The sequence below is a fragment of the Bacillus sp. 17RED48 genome, assembly GCF_019837545.1.
GTDB classification, from domain to species: Bacteria; Bacillota; Bacilli; order Bacillales; family Bacillaceae_G; genus Bacillus_A; species Bacillus_A wiedmannii.
The window spans coordinates 42,264-58,164 of the sequence record NZ_JADAXG010000015.1; the positions used below are offsets into that span (position 1 = coordinate 42,264).

Sequence of the window (15,901 nt, forward strand, 5' to 3'; positions counted from 1 at the left end):
GGGAAAACAAATGGCGAAAAAGTTAGAAATTACCCTCACTCGTAGTGTAATTGGTCGTCCACAAGATCAACGTGCGACGGTAGAAGCTTTAGGTCTTAAAAAGTTGAATTCAACTGTAGTTAAGGAAGAAACTCCTGCTATTCTTGGTATGATCAACAAAGTTTCTCACCTTATAACTGTAAAAGAAGCTTAAGGATAACTCATTAATATAAGGAGGTGCCTGGGAATGAAACTTCATGAATTAAAACCTGCAGAAGGTTCTCGTAAAGTACGTAACCGTGTCGGTCGTGGTATCGGTTCTGGTAACGGTAAAACTGCTGGTAAAGGTCATAAAGGACAAAACGCACGTTCTGGTGGCGGTGTTCGTCTTGGCTTCGAAGGTGGTCAAACTCCATTATTCCGTCGTTTACCAAAACGCGGCTTCACAAACATTAACCGTAAAGAGTTTACTATTGTAAACTTATCAACGTTAAATCGTTTTGAAGATGGTACAGAAGTAACACCTGAATTATTGCTGGAAACTGGCGTTATCAGCAAGTTAAACGACGGTGTTAAAATTCTTGCAAGCGGCGCAGTAGAGAAAAAATTAACTGTTAAAGCGCACAAGTTCTCTTCAAGTGCTAAAGAAGCAATTGAAGCAGCTGGCGGATCAGTTGAGGTGATCTAATGTTTCGTACAATCTCCAACTTTATGCGCGTTGCTGAGATAAGACGTAAAATATTATTCACTTTAGCGATGTTAATCGTATTCAGGATTGGCACGTTTATCCCAGTGCCATTTACAAATGGAGACGTACTGAAAGCACAAGATCAATTAAATGCCTTAGGTATCCTAAATACATTTGGCGGTGGCGCCTTGAAAAACTTCTCCATCTTTGCGATGGGAATCATGCCGTATATTACAGCATCCATCATCGTGCAATTATTGCAGATGGATGTTGTTCCTAAATTTTCGGAATGGTCGAAGCAAGGTGAAATGGGCCGTCGTAAACTAACGCAATTCACGCGTTATTTTACAATTGTTCTTGCGTTTATTCAGGGGTTTGGTATGTCAATCGGTTTTAACGGTATGGTAGGTGGGCAATTAATTTTGAATCCTGGTTGGAGCACTTATTTATACATTGCTACGGTACTGACTGCTGGTACTGCATTTTTAATGTGGTTAGGTGAACAGATTACAGCTAAAGGTGTAGGTAATGGTATTTCCATCCTTATCTTTGGCGGTATTGCCGCAGCGATCCCAAGTGTTATATCTCAAGTGTATCAACAACAGTTTCAAAATATCGGAGATCAATTGTTCATGAGTATCGTTAAAGTTGCATTGATCTTACTAGCTGTGCTAGCGGTTATTGTTGGTGTTATTTTCATTCAACAGGCTGTTAGAAAGATCCCAATTCAATATGCGAAGCGTGTAACAGGAGGGAATGGGAATCATGCTGGAGCACAAAACACACATTTACCGCTTAAGGTAAATAGTGCGGGTGTTATTCCAGTCATTTTTGCTGTTTCATTCTTAATTACGCCTCCAACTATTGCACAGTTCTTCCCGAATCATGATGTATCGCAGTGGATCATTGCAAACTTTAACTATTCTCACCCAGTGGGAATGATCATATATGTTGCGCTCATTGTAGCCTTCACATATTTCTATGCGTTTGTTCAGGTTAATCCAGAGCAAATGTCAGAGAATCTAAACAAACAAGGTGGATATGTTCCAGGTATTCGTCCGGGTAAGAATACGGAACAATATCTAACAAAAATCTTGTATCGTTTGACCTTTGTAGGATCAATTTTCCTAGCAGCGATTGCAATCTTACCAGTTATCTTTACGAAATTGGGAAATCTTCCTCCATCTGCACAGATTGGTGGAACGAGTATGTTAATCGTTGTCGGCGTTGCTTTAGAAACAATGAAGCAGCTAGAAAGCCAACTGGTAAAACGCCATTACAAAGGGTTTATCAAGCAATGAGTAAGTGGGAAGAATCGTCTTCCCTACATGCTCATGTACTCTGAGGGGGAACAAGGATGAACTTAATTTTAATGGGGCTTCCTGGTGCTGGTAAAGGTACACAAGCCGAACAGATTGTTGCCAAGTATAACATCCCTCACATTTCAACAGGAGATATGTTCCGTGCAGCTATGAAGGCTGAAACTGAAATGGGTCTACAAGCAAAATCTTTTATTGATAAAGGTGCACTTGTTCCAGATGAAGTTACAATCGGAATCGTTCGTGAACGTTTAAGTCAGGAAGACTGCGTAAGAGGTTTCTTACTAGACGGTTTCCCACGAACTGTTGCACAAGCATCAGCTCTTGAAGAGATTATGAAAGATCTTGGTAAAAAAATCGACTATGTTTTAAACATTAATGTGGATTCAGGGTTGTTATTAACACGCCTTACAGGCCGTCGCATTTGTAAAGAGTGCGGTGCGACTTACCACTTAGAATTCAATCCGCCAGCAAAAGCTGATGTGTGCGATAAATGTGGTGGCGAATTATATCAACGCTCTGATGACAATGAAGAAACTGTGGCAAATCGTTTAGAGGTAAATATTAAGCAAACAAAACCTTTGCTTGATTTCTACGAAGAGCTTGGTTACTTACAAAGCATTAATGGTGAGCAAGATATCAATAAAGTATTTGCTGATATCGATGTTCTCATCGGAGGCTTAGCGTAATGATCATCTGCAAAACTCCTCGCGAGATAGAAATCATGCGAGAAGCTGGCAGGATCGTTGCTTTAACTCATCAAGAGTTGAAACAGCATATTACTCCAGGAATTACAACGAAAGAGCTCGATCAAATAGCGGAAAAGACGATTCGAAAATATGGTGCTACGCCATCTTTTAAAGGATACAACGGATTTCCGGGGAGCATATGTGCTTCTGTAAATGAAGAGCTTGTACACGGAATTCCAGGGAAGCGCAAGCTCGAAGAGGGCGATATCATCAGTATCGATATTGGTGCGAAATACAATGGGTACCATGGAGATTCTGCATGGACGTATCCAGTTGGAAACATTTCTGAATCTGTTCAAAAGCTACTTGATGTCACAGAAAAATCGTTGTATCTTGGTCTAGAACAAGTAAAACCAGGCGAAAGATTATCAAATATCTCACATGCGGTTCAAACCCATGCTGAAGAGAATGGGTTCTCGATCGTTAGGGAGTATGTTGGTCACGGAATCGGGCAAGACTTACATGAGGACCCTCAAATCCCGCACTATGGTCCACCAAATAGAGGCCCTAGATTAAAGCCGGGAATGGTCATCTGTGTTGAGCCGATGGTGAATCAAGGAAGACGATATGTAAAAACACTATCTGATGACTGGACAGTGGTAACGGTAGATGGTAAATGGTGTGCACACTTTGAGCACACGATTGCTCTTACAGAAGCAGGATACGAAATCCTTACCACTTTATAAGTAGCTGGCTCTCCGGGATTTCAGAGCAGTGTAAAATGTTACTGATTTGAAGAAGGGAGAACTATTGAATGGCTAAAGATGATGTAATTGAAGTCGAAGGTACCGTTCTTGAAACGTTGCCAAATGCTATGTTCAAAGTAGAATTAGAGAATGGGCATGTCGTATTGGCTCACGTTTCTGGTAAAATCCGTATGAACTTCATTCGTATTTTACCAGGAGACAAAGTTACGGTAGAATTATCTCCGTACGATTTAAATCGTGGTCGTATTACGTACCGTTTTAAATAATATAGCACTCCGTAATCTTTAAGGAGGTTCGAGACATGAAAGTAAGACCGTCAGTTAAACCAATCTGCGAAAAATGTAAAGTTATTCGTAGACGTGGAAAAGTAATGGTTATTTGTGAAAACCCTAAACATAAACAAAAACAAGGTTAATCAGAAGGAGGTGCATTCAGAATGGCACGTATCGCAGGTGTAGATATTCCTCGAGACAAACGCGTTGTTATTTCTTTAACTTACGTATTCGGCATTGGTCGCACAACTGCTGAAAAAATTCTAACTGAAGCTGGTATTTCTTCAGAAACACGAGTTCGTGATTTAACGGAAGACGAACTAGGACGTATCCGTGATATCATCGATCGTATTAAAGTTGAGGGAGACCTTCGTCGTGAAGTATCTCTTAACATTAAACGTCTAATGGAGATCGGTTCTTACCGTGGTCTTCGTCACCGTCGTGGTTTACCAGTTCGTGGTCAAAACTCTAAAAACAATGCTCGTACACGTAAAGGTCCACGTCGTACAGTAGCAAATAAAAAGAAATAATAAGTAAAGGAGGTTGAACTAACAATGGCACGTAAAACAAACACTCGTAAAAAACGTGTGAAAAAGAATATTGAAGCTGGTATAGCTCATATTCGTTCTACTTTCAACAACACAATCGTAACACTTACAGATACTCATGGTAACGCACTTTCTTGGTCTAGTGCTGGTGCACTTGGTTTCCGTGGATCTCGTAAGTCTACTCCATTCGCTGCGCAAATGGCTGCTGAAGCTGCTGCTAAAGTTGCAATGGAGCACGGTTTAAAAACTTTAGAGGTTACTGTTAAAGGTCCTGGTGCTGGTCGTGAAGCTGCAATTCGTGCTCTTCAAGCTGCAGGTCTAGAAGTAACAGCAATTAGAGATGTTACTCCAGTTCCTCATAATGGATGTCGTCCACCAAAACGTCGTCGTGTGTAATTTTTCTGTATAGAATTTTCCCTTTTGTCTATAATGGATATGATGCATTATCGAGAAATTTCGTACAGAAACATCGCTTGTTGTGCACAATCGGGAACTGCCTAAGGGGGACTTTCGGTTAGACAGGGGGTATCCCTTTGTTTAACCGGGGTTTCGACGTTTTGAAGGAGGGTTTAGTTAATGATTGAAATCGAAAAGCCGAAAATCGAAACGGTTGAACTTAACGAAGATGCTAAATATGGTAAATTCGTAATTGAACCGCTTGAGCGTGGATATGGTACTACTTTGGGTAACTCCTTACGTCGTATTCTTTTATCCTCACTCCCTGGTGCCGCTGTTACTGCTATCCAAATCGATGGCGTATTACATGAATTTTCAACAGTTGAGGGCGTAGTAGAAGACGTTACGACGATCATCTTAAACTTGAAAAAGTTAGCTCTTAAAATCTACTCTGAAGAAGAGAAGACGTTGGAAATTGATGTGCAGGGCGAAGGTATTGTCACAGCTGCTGATATTACTCATGATAGTGATGTAGAAATCTTAAATCCAGATTTACACATTGCAACGTTAGCAAAAAATGCGCATTTCCGCATGCGTTTAACTGCAAAGCGTGGCCGTGGGTATACGCCAGCTGATGCAAATAAAAGCGAAGATCAACCAATAGGAGTAATTCCTATTGATTCTATTTATACTCCAGTATCACGTGTGACTTACCAAGTGGAAAAGACACGTGTCGGACAAGTGGCTAATTATGATAAGCTTACGCTTGATGTATGGACGGATGGAAGCATCGGGCCAAAAGAAGCTATCTCTTTAGGTGCCAAAATCTTAACTGAGCATTTAAATATCTTTGTTGGTTTAACTGATGAAGCACAAAATGCTGAGATTATGGTCGAGAAGGAAGAAGATCAAAAAGAGAAAGTTCTTGAGATGACTATCGAAGAACTAGATCTTTCTGTTCGTTCTTATAATTGCCTAAAACGTGCAGGAATTAATACTGTACAAGAGCTTGCGAACAAAACAGAAGAAGATATGATGAAAGTTCGTAACTTAGGACGTAAATCCTTAGAAGAAGTTAAACATAAACTTGAGGAATTAGGTTTAGGTTTACGTAAAGACGACTGAGGATTTAAACCCATCAACAAAGGAGGGAACTACGAATGGCATACAGAAAATTAGGCCGTACAAGTGCGCAACGTAAAGCTATGTTACGTGATTTAGCTACTGATTTAATTATCAACGAGCGCATCCAAACGACAGAAACTCGTGCAAAAGAACTTCGTTCTGTAGTGGAAAAAATGATCACTTTAGGTAAACGCGGAGATCTTCACGCTCGTCGTCAAGCAGCAGCTTTCATTCGCAATGAAGTAGCTAACGCTGAGACTGGTCAAGATGCACTTCAAAAATTATTCGCTGATGTAGCTCCACGCTATGCTGAGCGCCAAGGCGGATACACTCGTATTGCAAAAATTGGTCCACGTCGCGGAGACGCAGCACCAATGGTAATTATCGAGTTAGTATAATGATAATTAAAAGGGCAGGACAGTTCTTTTCAAGAAACTGGTCATGGCCCTTTTTTTTAAATATAAAAATAGGCTAACTTGGCGAAGGAAAGGGTGCCTTGTATTGAAAAAAGAGAAACTTCGGACAGAAAATATATCATTTCAATATCCTGGGGCAGCCACTTATGCATTAAAAGATGTTTCATTTTCCTTGTATGAGGGAGAATGGGTATCTGTTATTGGACAAAACGGTTCAGGGAAGTCTACACTTGCAAAATTATTGAATGGTTTGTTTTTGCCGGAAACAGGGACTATTACAGTAAATGATACAATGGTTTTATCTGAGGAAACGGTATGGGATGTTCGAAAACAAATTGGTATGGTATTTCAAAATCCAGATAATCAATTTGTTGGAACGACAGTGCAAGACGACGTTGTCTTTGGCTTAGAGAATATCGGAATGCCAAGAGAGAAAATGGTAGAAAGATTAGATCAGGCCCTCAAACTTGTCCGTATGGAAGATTTTCTTAATGATGAACCTCATTCGTTATCTGGTGGGCAAAAGCAGCGAGTGGCAATAGCAGGCGTTTTAGCACTTCAGCCATCTATTTTGATATTAGATGAAGCAACGTCAATGCTAGATCCTCAAGGGAGACGTGAAGTAGTAGAAACGGTTAGACAACTTGTTAATCAAAAAGGTATTACCGTGTTATCAATTACGCACGATTTAGAAGAAGCGGCACAATCAGACCGTGTCATTATTTTAAATAAGGGAGAAATATTAGAGGAAGGGACTCCAAAGCAAATCTTCAAGTCCTCTCATATGCTCCAAGAAATTGGATTAGATGTACCCTTTTCAGTGAAAATAGCAGAATTATTAAAAAGAAATGAAATTCTCTTGCAAAATACGCATCTTACAATGGAAAGCTTGGTGAACGAACTTTGGAGATTACATTCCAAAAAGTAGAACATCGTTATCAATATAAAACTCCATTTGAAAGACGCGCACTTTATGATGTAGACGTGTCGTTTCCAAGTGGGGGCTATTATGCCATTATCGGTCATACTGGTTCAGGTAAGTCGACGATGATTCAACATTTAAATGGTTTATTGCAGCCGACGAATGGCACAGTTCAAATTGGTGAACATTTCATTTCGGCAGGAAAGAAAGAAAAAAAGCTAAAGCCACTACGTAAAAAGGTAGGGGTTGTCTTTCAATTCCCAGAACATCAGTTGTTTGAAGAGACTGTGGAGAAAGATATTTGTTTCGGCCCTACTAATTTTGGGGTATCTGTAGAAGAAGCGAAGCAAAAGGCAAGAGAGGCAATTGAACTTGTAGGGTTAGAGCCGGAACTGTTAACACGTTCACCGTTTGAGTTAAGTGGTGGGCAAATGAGGCGTGTTGCGATAGCGGGTGTATTGGCGATGGAACCCGAAGTGCTTGTATTAGATGAACCTACAGCAGGACTAGATCCAAAAGGGCAGAATGAACTTATGGAGATGTTTTATAAGCTGCATAAGGAAAAAGGTCTTACAGTTATCCTAGTAACACATAATATGGAGGATGCTGCTAAGTATGCGGAGCAGATTGTAGTCATGCATAAAGGAACGGTCTTTTTGCAAGGAAGTGCAGAGGAAGTATTTTCACATGCTGATGAACTAGAGAAAATTGGCGTGGATCTTCCTATGTCTTTAAAGTATAAACGTGCAATTGAAGAGAAGTTTGGCATTTCAATCCCAAAGGCTACCTTATCTTTAGAGGATCTTACTCATGAAGTTGTGCAGGTGTTACGAAAAGGTGGTCATGAATCATGCAGCAGTTGATTATTGGAAGATATATTCCAGGGAAGTCTCTTATTCATCAACTCGACCCACGTACGAAGCTGCTGATTGTCTTTTTATATGTATTTGTTGTTTTCTTAGCAAATAATGCGATTTCATATGGATTTTTATTTTTATATGCACTCATTGCTTTATTTTTTGCAAAAGTGCCGATTCGTTATGTACTTTCGGGCTTAAAACCAATTCTATGGATTTTTCTTTTTACATTTTTCCTGCATATTTTTACAAATAAAGAAGGGGAAGTACTATTCCAGCTTGGTTGGTTTTCGATACATGAAAAAGGATTAGAGCAAGGGATATACATTTCTATACGATTCTTCGTTATTATTTTAATGACGACATTATTAACGTTAACGACGACACCTATTGAGATTACAGATGGTTTGGAGACGTTATTAAAGCCGTTGAAACGTATAAAAGTTCCTGTTCATGAAATCGCATTAATGATGTCAATTTCTCTTCGTTTTATTCCGACATTAATGGATGAAACGAGTAAAATAATGAAGGCACAAGCTTCACGTGGTATTGATTTCGCAGGAGGACCGATAAAAGATAGGATGAAAGCTATTATCTCACTACTCGTTCCTCTATTTATCAGTGCTTTTAAGCGTGCTGAGGACTTAGCGATTGCTATGGAAGCACGTGGGTATCAAAATGGCGAAGGACGTACTAAATTTAGGCAACTACGCTGGAAAACAAGCGATACAGTAACGATTATAAGCTTACTTTGTTTAGCTTGTATTTTGGCATGGGTGCGATCGTAATGGAGAATAGAGAAATGGATAGAATAAAATGTACGGTTGCATATGATGGCATGCATTTTTGTGGTTATCAAATTCAGCCGCAGCATCGTACTGTTCAACAAGAGATTGAGAAAGCTTTGCAGAAATTGCATAAAGGAGAACTTGTTCGTGTTCAGGCATCGGGCAGAACGGATTCTACCGTTCACGCCAAAGGACAAGTCATACACTTTGATACACCGTTGTCTCTTGAAGAGTGGCAATGGAGTAATGCATTAAACACAATGTTGCCAGATGATATTGTTATCAGACAGGTAGAGAAAAAAACAGAAGAATTTCATGCGCGTTACGGTGTCGAGAGAAAAGAATATCGTTATCGTGTATTATTATCAAAGACTGCGGATGTATTCCGTAGAAATTACGTATATCAATATCCATATCCGCTCGAAATAAGCTCTATAAGAAAAGCGATTCCTTATTTTATTGGAACGCATGATTTCACTTCTTTTTGTTCGGCAAAAACTGACAAAAAAGATAAAGTGCGAACGATTTATGAAATTGAGTTAATTGAGCAAGGCGATGAATTAATTTTTCGTTTTGTAGGTAATGGATTTTTATATAATATGGTCAGAATTATTGTTGGTACGTTACTGAGCGTAGGGCAAGGAAAGCTTGATCCTGATAGCATTCCAGAGATTTTAGCGAAACAAAATCGTCAGTTTGCTGGAAAGATGGCTCCAGGTCATGGACTTTACTTATGGCAGGTAAACTATAACAACTAATCCTGGTGTAACATTTGCTTGACATTAGAAACTCAAAAGTATATCATAACATATGGTATTGTTTCTAAAACCACGATTAGCCCCGGAAGGAAATCGTGTTTAAGATAAACAATAGATTTTTTCTATGGAAAAGATAACGAGGAGGGAAACACATGCGTACGACTTTTATGGCAAAAGCTAACGAAGTTGAGCGTAAATGGTATGTGGTTGATGCTGAAGGTCAAACTTTAGGTCGCCTATCTACTGAAGTAGCATCTATTTTACGCGGTAAAAACAAACCTACATTTACACCACACGTTGACACGGGTGATCATGTAATTATTATTAACGCTGAGAAAATTCATTTAACAGGTAATAAATTAAACGATAAAATTTACTACCGTCACACTAACCACCCAGGTGGACTTAAGCAAAGAACAGCTCTAGAAATGCGTACAAACTACCCTGTACAAATGTTAGAGCTTGCAATTAAAGGGATGCTTCCAAAAGGACGTTTAGGACGTCAAGTATCTAAGAAATTAAACGTGTATGCTGGAGCAGAGCATCCACACCAAGCACAAAAACCAGAAGTTTACGAACTTCGCGGATAATCAATTAAAGGAGGGCTTACTTTGGCACAGGTTCAATACTATGGCACTGGACGTCGTAAGAGTTCAGTAGCGCGCGTACGCCTAGTTCCAGGCGAAGGACGCGTTATCATTAACGGTCGTGATTTTGAAAACTATATCCCATTTGCTGCATTACGTGAAGTAGTGAAACAACCTCTAGTTGCAACAGAAACTTTAGGTAACTACGATGTACTTGTAAACGTAAATGGTGGTGGATACACTGGTCAAGCTGGTGCTATTCGTCACGGTATTTCTCGCGCTTTATTAAAAGCTGATCCAGAATACCGTCTAACACTAAAACGTGCAGGTCTATTAACTCGTGACGCACGTATGAAAGAGCGTAAAAAATACGGTCTTAAAGGCGCACGTCGTGCACCTCAGTTCTCAAAACGTTAATTTTTGCGAACTACAAACCCCAACCATTTTGGTTGGGGTTTTTTTATGTTTTATTCCTCTTTTGTAATTTTGTAGTTTGGAATATTTTAGTGCTATTCTCTCGCGTATGCTTCTTCTTTAGAAGTTTAGACTAATACGTATTAGGGAGGTTTATAAGTACTATGAATGTCATTGTCAGCTTACAAGAAAAACAAAAAGAAAAGCAGTTGAAATATGAACGGAAGATGCTGCGAGAATTATCATTAAAAACATTACGTTCAAATATTAGGGATGCCTTTCAGATGCAGGAACTTCATCGTCAGTATGAAGATTACTGTATTGAATTAGGGATAGAGTCGTATTTATTAGGAGCGAGATACAGTAAGTTTGGTTATTATGGTGAATCATTCTTTGATGTGAAATATAGAGCCTTAGAAGAAGAGCAACAATTAACGGAAACATTATTCCAATTTTTAACGAGCATGACTATGCGGGAAATTAAGTTACAAGATGAGGAATTACTTTTTGAATCTTGTCAGCAGTTTATTGGCTTATGGTGGCAAGAAGGATATGAAAAAGGTGAAAGAAGATATCGATTAAAGCTTCATTAAGACAAGCATAAACTTTCCTCTTGTCCCATATAAGTAATTAGAGGGACTAGCTGGAGGAGGAAAGGTATGAAGAGAATTCGAATTATCTCTTTTGCACTCGCTGCGGTTGTTTTGTTTTTTTTAGTCAAACAAGAATTTCAAATTACAAAATCGTGGCGAGCTTGGAATTTACCCTTATCAGGGAAAGTGATTGTATTAGATGCTGGGCATGGTGGGCCAGACGGAGGGGCTGTTGGTGGAAAAGATATTATAGAAAAAGATATTACGCTTGAGATTACAAAGAAGGTACAAGATTATTTACAAGAACAAGGTGCACTAGTTATTTTAACACGTGAGGGAGATTATGATTTAGCTCAGAAAGATACAAAATCATATAGTAGACGTAAAGCAGAGGATTTAAAAAAGCGTGTAGAGATTATTAATAAACCTGATGTAGACTTTTTTGCGAGCATTCATTTAAATGCTTTAACTAGCAGTGGATCGAAAGGCGCACAAACGTTCTACTACCGTTCTTCGGTTGAAAATGAACGTGCTGCGAAATTTATACAAGCTGAATTGAGAACGAGTTTAGAGAATACGAATCGTTCTGCTAAAACAATTTCTCATGTGTATTTATTAAAGTATGCGAAAACACCAGGTGCTCTAATTGAAGCTGGCTTTTTATCGAATGTAAACGAAAGGTATATGTTAAATTCGGAGAAATATCAGCAAAAGGTAGCGGCTGCAGTATATCGTGGTATATTACGTTATTTCACGGAAAAAGGAAATCCTCCAGAATAAGGAGGATTTTTTGAGTTTCTCTCGTTAACGAAGTTTTCCGAAAATATGTTATACTGGAAATGTAAACGCATTTATTTCAAAAATAAAGAGAGATAAATTTAATTAACATTACGTTATTTTTCATACAGGGGGCTGGGCTAACTATGGTAACGAAAGAGCAAGTAGTGGAAGCGTTAGAAGGGATTGTAGATCCGTTTTTACATAAAACGTTAAAAGAAACAGGGGCAATTAAAGAGGTAACAGTCAAGCCTGAGAAGGAACATGTAAGTGTTAAAATTGCAATTGTAAAAACCGGTACAGCGGAACAAATGCAATTGCAATCTGGAATTGTAAAGTTAGTAAAAGAACTAGGGGCAGCAACAGTAGGGCTTCGCTTTGCGGAATTTACAGAAGAGGAATTAGCTCAGTTTGCACCGGAACAGGAAGAAGAGCAAACTGAATCTTTATTGTCGCCAAATTCAAAAACGACATTTTTAGCAGTAGCGAGTGGAAAAGGTGGAGTCGGAAAATCAACAGTTTCTGTTAACCTTGCTATTGCTCTAGCTCGTCTAGGTAAAAAGGTCGGTATCATTGATGCCGATATTTATGGTTTTAGCGTACCGGATATGATGGGGATAGAAAAACGTCCTGTTGTAAGAGGGGATAAAATTATTCCAGTGGAGCGTCTAGGTGTAAAGGTAATCTCAATGGGATTCTTTGTAGAGGATAACGCACCGGTTATTTGGAGAGGACCTATGCTTGGGAAAATGTTAAATCACTTCTTCACAGAAGTAGAATGGGGCGATTTAGACTATTTAGTTTTAGATTTACCACCGGGCACAGGTGATGTTGCGCTAGACTTGCATTCGATGTTGCCGGCTTGTAAAGAGATTATTGTAACAACGCCACATCCAACAGCGGCATTTGTAGCAGCGCGTGCTGGAGCTATGGCTTTACGTACAGAACATAGCATTCTTGGCGTTGTTGAAAATATGGCGTATTTTGAAAGTAAAACAACTGGTGAAAAAGAATATGTGTTTGGAAGAGGTGGAGGAGATAAATTGGCTGCAGAACTTCAAACAGAAGTACTTGGCCGAATCCCGCTTCAACAACCTGATTGGAATAAAGAAGACTTTGCGCCGTCAGTATACGAAGATACACATACGACAGGCCTTATTTATCGCACGATAGCTGAGACAGTGATTGATAAAATAGCTGTTGCGCAAAAATAAAATAATAACGAGTGGACAATACATATATTGTCCACTCATTATTATAATCATTATTTTTACTGCTGTTCCTTTTTACCGTCTTGGGAACCACCTTCACCGCCAGCTTCCTTTTTATCAGATCCACTTTTTTCGGCTTTTTCTACACCTTTACTAATAATGTCAATCATCTTAGCTTGGAAGAGTGGGCTTTCAGCAGTTTCTGTTAATACTTGTTGTAAATATTGACGGTATTCTTTGCTCTTCATCGTTTGTAACATCATTTTTTCTACTTCTGGGTTTTTCATAATTTCTATAACGCCAGCTTGGTATTCAGGGTCTTTTAGTAATGTTTTCATTAAGGTTGTTTGTTCTTTCCCCATACTTTTAGCGAACTTTGATGAGAACTCAGGGTCTTTAAAGAGCTTTTCCCAAAATTGTTGCCCTTTGTCGGATACCATTGCATCTTCAATCGTTTTCTTTACTACTGTTTCATCTAGTATGAGTGCTTGTTTCATTTTTTCATCAGTTAATACATCTTGAATAGCCTTCTTACCTTGATCGGTTTTTAAAATATCAACAATCATTTTCTTTGTTTGATCGTAATCAAGTTCGGACTTTGCTTCTTTTTCTTGTGCACATGCTACAAGTACAAGAAATAGAAAAGAAGAAGTCAAAACGAGCAGCATCCGTTTCATAAGTTGGAACTCCTTTCAGCACAGTTCTCTCTTTTTAATATAAATATCTTTAAGGAATTTATACATGAACATGGCTAGCTTTTTGAAATTGTCATTGATACAATTTAATTAGAAATATAAGGATAATGGGGGATGTGTTGTGAATAGCCGCAAGTGGGTACGACTATTTTTTACGACGTTGTTTCTTGGTGGGATTAGCACGGTCATTATTGGGTTTGTTTTGGAGTGGGACAAGTACGCTAAATTTTTTCAAAATTTCGACGGAAAGGAGATTTTAGCAGTTTCCTTCTGGTTGATGGGTGTAGGATTTATTTTTAGTGTTATAAGTCAAATGGGGTTCTTTGCCTATTTAACAATCCATCGTTTTGGACTGGGGATGTTCAGGTCACCTTCTTTATGGAATGCAGTCCAGCTCTTCTTTATTGCATTCGTTTTATTTGATTTCGTGTACTTAAGATCCGTATTGATTGCAAATGGGGAAGTTTCGTTAGGGAATAACATACTTGTTGCTGGTGTGTTATTTGTGTTTGGGGCGATTGTTGCTTACATAAAAAGTAAAGAAACAAATAGAAAGGCATTTGTGCCCGCTTTGTTCTTTATGGTTGTTGTAACAATTCTTGAGTGGGTACCAGCGCTTCGTATTAATGATACAGATTGGTTGTATTTAATGGTGATACCACTTTTATTATGTAATGCATATCAGTTACTTATATTACATCGTTTAATTGGAAAGACGAGTAAGTCGGCTTAAGTAAGAGAGGTTTTGGGTTTTTATACAGAGGGTAGTTGTACGAATGCAAATATCGGGATGAAAAAAGCTCTATTACCTTAATGATAGGTAGTAGAGCTTTTTATGTGTGAAGGCACGAGGGAAAAGAATTACCTTACATCTTCACTTTTTGTACTTGTGTTAGAAATAAGTTGTGATACCGATATTTGCTCATATCCGTCACTCTTTAATTTTTGCAGAAGCAGTGGTAAAGCTTTATTTGTTTGGAGGGCAGAATCAGATGCATGTAATAAGACGATATCTCCACCTTTTAAATTAGTAGAGACATTGGAAACGATATTGTTTACACCTGGGTTTTTCCAGTCGTTTGAGTTATTACTCCAATGGACGATGGTGTATCCGAGTGATTCTGCTATTTTAAGTGTTGCTTTGTTAAAGTCTCCACTAGGTGGACGTAATAGTTTGACTTGTTTCACACCGAGTTTTGTAAAAACATCTTGTGCTCGTAAAAGATCTCTTCGTATTTCATTTGTCTCTAGAGAAGTGTAGGACGTGTAATTATAACCCATACTACCGATTTCATGTCCATCTTTTATGATGCGTTCAATAACATCAGGGTGTCTTTCTGCCCATGCAGCAGAAAGGAAGAAGGTTGCATTCTTAATGTCTCTTTCTTTAAGTGTATCAAGGATTGGAATTGCTTTTTTGTCTCCCCAACTAATATCAAACGTGAATGCAACTTGTTTTTTAGAGGTGTCTCCTTTGTAAATAACTTTAGGTCCTGTCGCAGTTGAAAAAGCAGATTCATGTGAATATGTTTTCAAAAAGAGAAGCCATGCTGTAAATAAGGAAAGTATCACTATTAAGCTAATGTGTTTAAAAGCTCGTTTACTCGTAATAAAAAAGAAAAACATAATATTACGCCCCTTTGTCCAATCCTTTTCAGTTACATATATGCTTTATATATTAAAAAGAGAACAAAGGATTAATATCGTAAGCAGTGGATATAATGAATGATAGGATTTTGATAAGGGAAAATGAGCGGAACGTTTATTGCTTTGTAAGAAATGATTGAGGTGATGATTTGCTTGGGTTTATGTTAACGAAAGAAGAGAAAAAAGAAATGGAATACATATTGAAGAGAGAGTTAGAAGAACTTTTATTTGATTTTGAAGATGAACGTATTCATGACGTTGTAAAAAAGGCGATGGAAGAAAGATATAAAATCATTTTTTGTTTGTTTCGAAGAGTCGCTAATGCAGAAGAATGTATGCGTTATGTAAGGAAAAGAACTTTTTATTAAAAAGTGTTGACGTTAATGGTTATTATATGATAAATTAATAACCGTCGCTGATGCAGAAACGCAGAAAACGACAAAAAAGAAATTG

The 15,901-nt window shown here is 38.4% G+C and carries 24 protein-coding genes; 22 read left to right on the plus strand and 2 right to left on the minus strand.

Going from position 1 to position 15,901, the window contains the following annotated elements:
• Positions 1-10 precede the first annotated feature (10 nt).
• From rpmD to ILT06_RS30350, 20 genes are all read left to right on the plus strand, one after another.
• Entirely contained in the window at positions 11-193 is a 183-nt protein-coding gene (gene rpmD, locus ILT06_RS30255; protein WP_001085231.1) for a 50S ribosomal protein L30, read from the plus strand.
• Between the two features lie 33 nt (positions 194-226).
• The gene (gene rplO / locus ILT06_RS30260; RefSeq protein WP_000766083.1) at positions 227-667 is read left to right on the plus strand and encodes a 50S ribosomal protein L15; all 441 of its coding nucleotides are present in this window, start codon (positions 227-229) and stop codon (positions 665-667) included.
• A complete protein-coding gene (gene secY, locus ILT06_RS30265) occupies positions 667-1,968 on the plus strand; it encodes a preprotein translocase subunit SecY (RefSeq protein ID WP_000490119.1) in 1,302 nt (433 codons plus the stop codon). Before rplO ends, secY begins: the two co-directional genes overlap by 1 nt.
• 56 nt (positions 1,969-2,024) lie before the next feature.
• Complete coding sequence (locus tag ILT06_RS30270; protein ID WP_064475102.1) at positions 2,025-2,675, plus strand: adenylate kinase; 651 nt, start codon at positions 2,025-2,027, stop codon at positions 2,673-2,675.
• Complete coding sequence (gene map, locus ILT06_RS30275) at positions 2,675-3,421, plus strand: type I methionyl aminopeptidase (RefSeq protein ID WP_000582542.1); 747 nt, start codon at positions 2,675-2,677, stop codon at positions 3,419-3,421. The genes ILT06_RS30270 and map overlap by 1 nt, the downstream gene beginning before the upstream one ends.
• 68 nt (positions 3,422-3,489) lie before the next feature.
• Entirely contained in the window at positions 3,490-3,708 is a 219-nt protein-coding gene (gene infA / locus ILT06_RS30280) for a translation initiation factor IF-1 (RefSeq protein ID WP_001029884.1), read from the plus strand.
• Positions 3,709-3,743: 35 nt separating this feature from the next.
• Positions 3,744-3,857: a 50S ribosomal protein L36 gene (rpmJ, locus tag ILT06_RS30285; RefSeq protein WP_000868344.1), complete on the plus strand. Its 114-nt coding sequence runs from the start codon at positions 3,744-3,746 to the stop codon at positions 3,855-3,857.
• A 21-nt stretch (positions 3,858-3,878) separates the two neighbouring features.
• Positions 3,879-4,244, plus strand: coding sequence for a 30S ribosomal protein S13 (gene rpsM, locus ILT06_RS30290; RefSeq protein WP_000090790.1), 366 nt, complete (start codon positions 3,879-3,881; stop codon positions 4,242-4,244).
• A gap of 24 nt (positions 4,245-4,268) precedes the next feature.
• Positions 4,269-4,658 (plus strand): 30S ribosomal protein S11, encoded by a 390-nt coding sequence (gene rpsK, locus ILT06_RS30295; protein WP_000101797.1) that lies wholly within the window; start codon positions 4,269-4,271, stop codon positions 4,656-4,658.
• A gap of 180 nt (positions 4,659-4,838) precedes the next feature.
• Positions 4,839-5,783 (plus strand): DNA-directed RNA polymerase subunit alpha, encoded by a 945-nt coding sequence (locus ILT06_RS30300; protein WP_000569644.1) that lies wholly within the window; start codon positions 4,839-4,841, stop codon positions 5,781-5,783.
• A gap of 35 nt (positions 5,784-5,818) precedes the next feature.
• Positions 5,819-6,181, plus strand: coding sequence for a 50S ribosomal protein L17 (gene rplQ / locus ILT06_RS30305; protein WP_000331490.1), 363 nt, complete (start codon positions 5,819-5,821; stop codon positions 6,179-6,181).
• Between the two features lie 103 nt (positions 6,182-6,284).
• The gene (locus tag ILT06_RS30310) at positions 6,285-7,127 is read left to right on the plus strand and encodes an energy-coupling factor ABC transporter ATP-binding protein (RefSeq protein ID WP_064475103.1); all 843 of its coding nucleotides are present in this window, start codon (positions 6,285-6,287) and stop codon (positions 7,125-7,127) included.
• Positions 7,103-7,984 (plus strand): energy-coupling factor ABC transporter ATP-binding protein, encoded by an 882-nt coding sequence (locus tag ILT06_RS30315; protein ID WP_000406519.1) that lies wholly within the window; start codon positions 7,103-7,105, stop codon positions 7,982-7,984. Before ILT06_RS30310 ends, ILT06_RS30315 begins: the two co-directional genes overlap by 25 nt.
• Positions 7,972-8,766, plus strand: coding sequence for an energy-coupling factor transporter transmembrane component T family protein (locus ILT06_RS30320; protein ID WP_064475104.1), 795 nt, complete (start codon positions 7,972-7,974; stop codon positions 8,764-8,766). The genes ILT06_RS30315 and ILT06_RS30320 overlap by 13 nt, the downstream gene beginning before the upstream one ends.
• Positions 8,767-8,780: 14 nt before the next feature.
• Positions 8,781-9,524 (plus strand): tRNA pseudouridine(38-40) synthase TruA, encoded by a 744-nt coding sequence (gene truA / locus ILT06_RS30325; RefSeq protein ID WP_002096935.1) that lies wholly within the window; start codon positions 8,781-8,783, stop codon positions 9,522-9,524.
• 152 nt (positions 9,525-9,676) lie between these two features.
• Entirely contained in the window at positions 9,677-10,114 is a 438-nt protein-coding gene (gene rplM, locus ILT06_RS30330) for a 50S ribosomal protein L13 (RefSeq protein ID WP_001260795.1), read from the plus strand.
• A gap of 21 nt (positions 10,115-10,135) precedes the next feature.
• On the plus strand, positions 10,136-10,528 hold the full coding sequence (gene rpsI, locus ILT06_RS30335) for a 30S ribosomal protein S9 (protein WP_000079986.1): 393 nt from the start codon (positions 10,136-10,138) through the stop codon (positions 10,526-10,528).
• Between the two features lie 161 nt (positions 10,529-10,689).
• Entirely contained in the window at positions 10,690-11,118 is a 429-nt protein-coding gene (locus ILT06_RS30340) for a YbaK family protein (RefSeq protein ID WP_001101006.1), read from the plus strand.
• 66 nt (positions 11,119-11,184) lie between these two features.
• Positions 11,185-11,898, plus strand: coding sequence for an N-acetylmuramoyl-L-alanine amidase CwlD (gene cwlD / locus ILT06_RS30345; protein WP_000822446.1), 714 nt, complete (start codon positions 11,185-11,187; stop codon positions 11,896-11,898).
• A 143-nt stretch (positions 11,899-12,041) separates the two neighbouring features.
• Positions 12,042-13,109, plus strand: coding sequence for an Mrp/NBP35 family ATP-binding protein (locus ILT06_RS30350; RefSeq protein ID WP_064475105.1), 1,068 nt, complete (start codon positions 12,042-12,044; stop codon positions 13,107-13,109).
• A 56-nt stretch (positions 13,110-13,165) separates the two neighbouring features.
• Here the strand turns inward: ILT06_RS30350 and gerD are convergent, their stop codons facing one another.
• Entirely contained in the window at positions 13,166-13,783 is a 618-nt protein-coding gene (gene gerD, locus ILT06_RS30355) for a spore germination protein GerD (RefSeq protein WP_064475106.1), read from the minus strand.
• Between the two features lie 139 nt (positions 13,784-13,922).
• Here gerD and kbaA point away from each other — a divergent pair, with 139 nt between their 5' ends.
• Positions 13,923-14,534: a KinB signaling pathway activation protein KbaA gene (kbaA, locus tag ILT06_RS30360; protein ID WP_046958112.1), complete on the plus strand. Its 612-nt coding sequence runs from the start codon at positions 13,923-13,925 to the stop codon at positions 14,532-14,534.
• 128 nt (positions 14,535-14,662) lie between these two features.
• Here kbaA and pdaB read toward each other — a convergent pair whose 3' ends face one another.
• On the minus strand, positions 14,663-15,427 hold the full coding sequence (gene pdaB, locus ILT06_RS30365) for a polysaccharide deacetylase family sporulation protein PdaB (RefSeq protein ID WP_064475108.1): 765 nt from the start codon (positions 15,425-15,427) through the stop codon (positions 14,663-14,665).
• Positions 15,428-15,597: 170 nt separating this feature from the next.
• Between pdaB and ILT06_RS30370 the strand changes: the two genes are divergently transcribed.
• The gene (locus ILT06_RS30370; RefSeq protein WP_000900298.1) at positions 15,598-15,816 is read left to right on the plus strand and encodes a hypothetical protein; all 219 of its coding nucleotides are present in this window, start codon (positions 15,598-15,600) and stop codon (positions 15,814-15,816) included.
• Positions 15,817-15,901 lie beyond the last annotated feature (85 nt).

Coding starts and splice junctions, on each gene's coding strand:
- rpmD (WP_001085231.1), top strand. CDS start 11: ATGGCGAAAAAGTTAGAAATTACCCTCACTCGTAGTGTAATTGGTCGT.
- rplQ (WP_000331490.1), top strand. CDS start 5,819: ATGGCATACAGAAAATTAGGCCGTACAAGTGCGCAACGTAAAGCTATG.
- infA (WP_001029884.1), top strand. CDS start 3,490: ATGGCTAAAGATGATGTAATTGAAGTCGAAGGTACCGTTCTTGAAACG.
- truA (WP_002096935.1), top strand. CDS start 8,781: ATGGATAGAATAAAATGTACGGTTGCATATGATGGCATGCATTTTTGT.
- ILT06_RS30350 (WP_064475105.1), top strand. CDS start 12,042: ATGGTAACGAAAGAGCAAGTAGTGGAAGCGTTAGAAGGGATTGTAGAT.
- rpmJ (WP_000868344.1), top strand. CDS start 3,744: ATGAAAGTAAGACCGTCAGTTAAACCAATCTGCGAAAAATGTAAAGTT.
- pdaB (WP_064475108.1), bottom strand. CDS start 15,427: ATGTTTTTCTTTTTTATTACGAGTAAACGAGCTTTTAAACACATTAGC.
- cwlD (WP_000822446.1), top strand. CDS start 11,185: ATGAAGAGAATTCGAATTATCTCTTTTGCACTCGCTGCGGTTGTTTTG.
- map (WP_000582542.1), top strand. CDS start 2,675: ATGATCATCTGCAAAACTCCTCGCGAGATAGAAATCATGCGAGAAGCT.
- rpsK (WP_000101797.1), top strand. CDS start 4,269: ATGGCACGTAAAACAAACACTCGTAAAAAACGTGTGAAAAAGAATATT.
- ILT06_RS30340 (WP_001101006.1), top strand. CDS start 10,690: ATGAATGTCATTGTCAGCTTACAAGAAAAACAAAAAGAAAAGCAGTTG.
- ILT06_RS30270 (WP_064475102.1), top strand. CDS start 2,025: ATGAACTTAATTTTAATGGGGCTTCCTGGTGCTGGTAAAGGTACACAA.
- secY (WP_000490119.1), top strand. CDS start 667: ATGTTTCGTACAATCTCCAACTTTATGCGCGTTGCTGAGATAAGACGT.
- rplM (WP_001260795.1), top strand. CDS start 9,677: ATGCGTACGACTTTTATGGCAAAAGCTAACGAAGTTGAGCGTAAATGG.
- ILT06_RS30300 (WP_000569644.1), top strand. CDS start 4,839: ATGATTGAAATCGAAAAGCCGAAAATCGAAACGGTTGAACTTAACGAA.
- rplO (WP_000766083.1), top strand. CDS start 227: ATGAAACTTCATGAATTAAAACCTGCAGAAGGTTCTCGTAAAGTACGT.
- ILT06_RS30320 (WP_064475104.1), top strand. CDS start 7,972: ATGCAGCAGTTGATTATTGGAAGATATATTCCAGGGAAGTCTCTTATT.
- gerD (WP_064475106.1), bottom strand. CDS start 13,783: ATGAAACGGATGCTGCTCGTTTTGACTTCTTCTTTTCTATTTCTTGTA.
- rpsM (WP_000090790.1), top strand. CDS start 3,879: ATGGCACGTATCGCAGGTGTAGATATTCCTCGAGACAAACGCGTTGTT.